At 52.6% G+C, this 5,411-nt stretch carries 2 tRNA genes and 3 rRNA genes; all 5 read left to right on the top strand.

Annotated elements, in window-relative coordinates:
• Nucleotides 1-162: 162 nt before the first annotated feature.
• Nucleotides 163-1,696 (top strand): 16S ribosomal RNA (locus V7714_RS20470).
• 98 nt (nt 1,697-1,794) lie between these two features.
• Nucleotides 1,795-1,871: transfer RNA gene (locus V7714_RS20475), tRNA-Ile, on the top strand.
• 11 nt (nt 1,872-1,882) lie between these two features.
• A tRNA-Ala gene (locus V7714_RS20480) sits at nt 1,883-1,958 on the top strand.
• 322 nt (nt 1,959-2,280) lie between these two features.
• Nucleotides 2,281-5,161: ribosomal RNA gene (locus V7714_RS20485) — 23S ribosomal RNA — on the top strand.
• Nucleotides 5,162-5,308: 147 nt separating this feature from the next.
• A 5S ribosomal RNA gene (gene rrf, locus V7714_RS20490) occupies nt 5,309-5,411 on the top strand; the annotation flags it as partial.

Here is a 5,411-nt window from a genome sequence, read left to right on the forward strand (position 1 = left end):
ATGAGTTTAGCGGAGTGGGTCTGAAGAAGCAAACGCTCTTTAACAAGATACAACCGATAAGCGTAGGCATTTGACTTGAGGGTCAAAGGCTTACGTAATGATCAAGATCGTTTCGACGAGATTGATTTTGCGAAATGCCAGAAATGTTTCAAAACAGAGATTGAACTCAAGAGTTTGATCCTGGCTCAGATTGAACGCTGGCGGCATGCTTTACACATGCAAGTCGAACGGATCTAGGGGCTTGCTCCTAGGTTAGTGGCGAACGGGTGAGTAATGCATCGGAACGTACCGTGTAGTGGGGGATAACCCGGCGAAAGTCGGATTAATACCGCATACGATCTACGGATGAAAGCGGGGGACCTTAGGGCCTCGCGCTATACGAGCGGCCGATGTCGGATTAGCTAGTTGGTGAGGTAAAGGCTCACCAAGGCGACGATCCGTAGCGGGTCTGAGAGGATGATCCGCCACACTGGGACTGAGACACGGCCCAGACTCCTACGGGAGGCAGCAGTGGGGAATTTTGGACAATGGACGCAAGTCTGATCCAGCCATGCCGCGTGAGTGAAGAAGGCCTTCGGGTTGTAAAGCTCTTTTGTCAGGGAGCAAATCCTGCCTGCTAATACTAGGCGGGGATGAGAGTACCTGAAGAATAAGGACCGGCTAACTACGTGCCAGCAGCCGCGGTAATACGTAGGGTCCAAGCGTTAATCGGAATTACTGGGCGTAAAGCGTGCGCAGGTGGTTACGCAAGTCTGATGTGAAATCCCCGGGCTCAACCTGGGAACTGCATTGGAGACTGCGTGGCTAGAGTGTGGCAGAGGGGGGTGGAATTCCGCGTGTAGCAGTGAAATGCGTAGAGATGCGGAGGAACACCAATGGCGAAGGCAGCCCCCTGGGTTAACACTGACACTCATGCACGAAAGCGTGGGGAGCAAACAGGATTAGATACCCTGGTAGTCCACGCCCTAAACGATGTCTACTAGTTGTTGGGGTAGCAATACCTTAGTAACGCAGCTAACGCGTGAAGTAGACCGCCTGGGGAGTACGGTCGCAAGATTAAAACTCAAAGGAATTGACGGGGGCCCGCACAAGCGGTGGATGATGTGGATTAATTCGATGCAACGCGAAAAACCTTACCTACCCTTGACATGCTAGGAAGTCCGCAGAGACGTGGATGTGCCCGAAAGGGAACCTAGACACAGGTGCTGCATGGCTGTCGTCAGCTCGTGTCGTGAGATGTTGGGTTAAGTCCCGCAACGAGCGCAACCCTTGTCCTTAGTTGCTACCATTCAGTTGAGCACTTTAAGGAGACTGCCGGTGACAAACCGGAGGAAGGTGGGGATGACGTCAAGTCCTCATGGCCCTTATGGGTAGGGCTTCACACGTCATACAATGGTCGGTACAGAGGGTTGCCAAGCCGCGAGGTGGAGCCAATCCCAGAAAGCCGATCGTAGTCCGGATTGCACTCTGCAACTCGAGTGCATGAAGTCGGAATCGCTAGTAATCGCAGATCAGCATGCTGCGGTGAATACGTTCCCGGGCCTTGTACACACCGCCCGTCACACCATGGGAGTGGGTTCTACCAGAAGTAGCTAGGCTAACCGCAAGGAGGCCGGTTACCACGGTAGGATTCATGACTGGGGTGAAGTCGTAACAAGGTAGCCGTAGGGGAACCTGCGGCTGGATCACCTCCTTTCTAGAGAAGACCCAAGGGTCAAGTGTCTACACTTATCGGTTGTGTGTTGTGAAGTACCGAGAGACAGTCGAGAGACTGTAGCTCAGTCGAGGCAAGCTGGGTCAGTAGCTCAGTCGGTTAGAGCACCGTCTTGATAAGGCGGGGGTCATAGGTTCGATTCCTATCTGACCCACCAAGCGCCGTAATGGGGGTTTAGCTCAGCTGGGAGAGCACCTGCTTTGCAAGCAGGGGGTCGTCGGTTCGATCCCGTCAACCTCCACCACCTGCCTAGTTGGCAGGACTCGACGCCAAGAGAACAAACACCAGTGAATCACTATCCGGAGTCAGGGATGGATGGTTTATTGCTGTTTGGCTTCTTAGCCATAAGGTACTTTGCTCTTTAACAAGATGGAAGAAGTAACCAATGATCTGACACACTGTGCAGCAGCGATGCTGTGTGGTGGGTTGGAAGTAAATTGGGTTGATTGTATCGATCGGAAGCCAGCACAGTCAGCGCTGGTGGAAGATAACGCAAACACCTGTAATCAGAAGATGAGACTGGTCGACCGGAAGGGAGAACAGGACTCAGGCTTCTTCGGTTATAGGGTCAAGCGAATAAGTGCATCTGGTGGATGCCTTGGCGATGATAGGCGATGAAGGACGTGTAAGCCTGCGAAAAGCTTCGGGGAGCTGGCAATTAAGCTTTGATCCGGAGATGTCCGAATGGGGAAACCCACCCGCAAGGGTATCCCAGACTGAATACATAGGTCTGAGGAAGCGAACTCAGCGAACTGAAACATCTAAGTAGCTGAAGGAAAAGAAATCAACCGAGATTCCGTAAGTAGTGGCGAGCGAACGCGGAAGAGCCTGTACGTGATAGTCGATTGTTTAATAGAACGGAATGGAAAGTCCGGCCATAGTGGGTGATAGCCCCGTATATGAAAAGCAATCGGTGGTACTAAGCGTACGACAAGTAGGGCGGGACACGAGAAATCCTGTCTGAAGATGGGGGGACCATCCTCCAAGGCTAAATACTCATCATCGACCGATAGTGAACCAGTACCGTGAGGGAAAGGCGAAAAGAACCGCGGGAGCGGAGTGAAATAGAACCTGAAACCGGATGCATACAAACAGTGGGAGCCTCTTCGTGGGGTGACTGCGTACCTTTTGTATAATGGGTCAGCGACTTACATTCAGTAGCAAGCTTAACCGAGTAGGGGAGGCGTAGCGAAAGCGAGTCCGAATAGGGCGTTCAGTTGCTGGGTGTAGACCCGAAACCAAGTGATCTATCCATGGCCAGGTTGAAGGTGGGGTAACACCCACTGGAGGACCGAACCCACTAGTGTTGCAAAACTAGGGGATGAGCTGTGGATAGGGGTGAAAGGCTAAACAAACTTGGAAATAGCTGGTTCTCCTCGAAAACTATTTAGGTAGTGCCTCAAGTATCACTGACGGGGGTAAAGCACTGTTATGGCTAGGGGGTCATCGCGACTTACCAAACCATGGCAAACTCAGAATACCGTCAAGTGCGAGCTTGGGAGACAGACATCGGGTGCTAACGTCCGGTGTCGAAAGGGAAACAACCCAGACCCTCAGCTAAGGTCCCAAATGCATAGTTAAGTGGAAAACGAAGTGGGAAGGCATAGACAGCCAGGATGTTGGCTTAGAAGCAGCCATCATTTAAAGAAAGCGTAATAGCTCACTGGTCGAGTCGTCCTGCGCGGAAGATGTAACGGGGCTCAAACTATGAACCGAAGCTAGGGATATGCGTAAGCATATGGTAGAGGAGCGTTCCGTAGGCCTGCGAAGGTGTGGTGTGAACCATGCTGGAGGTATCGGAAGTGCGAATGCTGACATGAGTAGCGATAAACAGGGTGAAAGTCCCTGTCGCCGAAAACCCAAGGTTTCCTGCGCAACGTTCATCGGCGCAGGGTGAGTCGGCCCCTAAGGCGAGGCTGAAAAGCGTAGTCGATGGGAAACGGGTTAATATTCCCGTACCTTTCTGTAATGCGATGTGGGGACGGAGAAAGCTAGGCCAGCCGGGTGTTGGAAGTCCCGGTTTAAGCGTGTAGGCGTGTTTCGTAGGCAAATCCGCGAGACTAAGCTGAGGCGTGATGACGAGTCTGCTTGCAGACGAAGTGGTTGATGCTCTGCTTCCAGGAAAAGCCGCTAAGCTTCAGTTACAGAAAGACCGTACCGCAAACCGACACAGGTGGGTAGGATGAGAATTCTAAGGCGCTTGAGAGAACTCGGGTGAAGGAACTCGGCAAATTGACACCGTAACTTCGGGAGAAGGTGTGCCCCGGTAGGTTGTAGCCTGTACAGGTGAAGGCCGATGGGGTTGCAGTGAAAAGGTGGCTGCGACTGTTTATTAAAAACACAGCACTGTGCCAACACGAAAGTGGACGTATACGGTGTGACGCCTGCCCGGTGCCGGAAGGTTAATTGATGGGGTGCAAGCTCTTGATCGAAGCCCCGGTAAACGGCGGCCGTAACTATAACGGTCCTAAGGTAGCGAAATTCCTTGTCGGGTAAGTTCCGACCCGCACGAATGGCGTAACGATGGCCACACTGTCTCCACCCGAGACTCAGCGAAGTTGAAATGTTTGTGAAGATGCAATCTCCCCGCTGCTAGACGGAAAGACCCCGTGCACCTTTACTGTAGCTTTGCATTGGACTTTGAAGTGGTTTGTGTAGGATAGGTGGGAGGCTTTGAAGCAGGGACGCTAGTTTCTGTGGAGCCGACGTTGAAATACCACCCTGACCCCTTTGAGGTTCTAACCTAGGTCCATTATCTGGATCGGGGACCGTGCATGGTAGGCAGTTTGACTGGGGCGGTCTCCTCCCAAAGTGTAACGGAGGAGCTCGAAGGTATCCTAGGTACGGTCGGAAATCGTACTGATAGTGCAATGGCATAAGGATGCTTAACTGCGAGACTGACAAGTCGAGCAGGTGCGAAAGCAGGACATAGTGATCCGGTGGTTCTGTATGGAAGGGCCATCGCTCAACGGATAAAAGGTACGCCGGGGATAACAGGCTGATTCCTCCCAAGAGTTCACATCGACGGGGGAGTTTGGCACCTCGATGTCGGCTCATCACATCCTGGGGCTGTAGCCGGTCCCAAGGGTATGGCTGTTCGCCATTTAAAGTGGTACGTGAGCTGGGTTTAAAACGTCGTGAGACAGTTTGGTCCCTATCTGCAGTGGGCGTTGGAAGTTTGAAGGGGGCTGCTCCTAGTACGAGAGGACCGGAGTGGACGAACCTCTGGTGTACCGGTTATGACGCCAGTCGTATCGCCGGGTAGCTAAGTTCGGAAGAGATAACCGCTGAAAGCATCTAAGCGGGAAACTTGCCTTAAGATGAGACTTCCCTGGGACTTCGAGTCCCCTGAAGGGTCGTTCAAGACCAGGACGTTGATAGGTCAGGTGTGGAAGCGCAGTAATGCGTTAAGCTAACTGATACTAATTGCCCGTGAGGCTTGATCCTATAACCCAAGAGGCCTGAGGCCAGGGTTTGCGGACAATCGACCCAATAGTTGGTTACTTCTTCTATCGATGATTGGCTCTGTGGCGAGACTACAGAGCGGATCATGAAATTCGATGCGCCGAGAGATCGGTGTATCAGCCAGTTTTGCTTGGCGGCCATAGCGCCTTGGACCCACGCCTTCCCATCTCGAACAGGACCGTGAAACGAGGCAGCGCCGATGATAGTGCGGACTACCCGTGTGAAAGTAGGT

It is taken from the genome of Chitinimonas sp. JJ19 (assembly GCF_036961565.1).
Classification (GTDB): Bacteria; Pseudomonadota; Gammaproteobacteria; order Burkholderiales; family Chitinimonadaceae; genus Chitinimonas.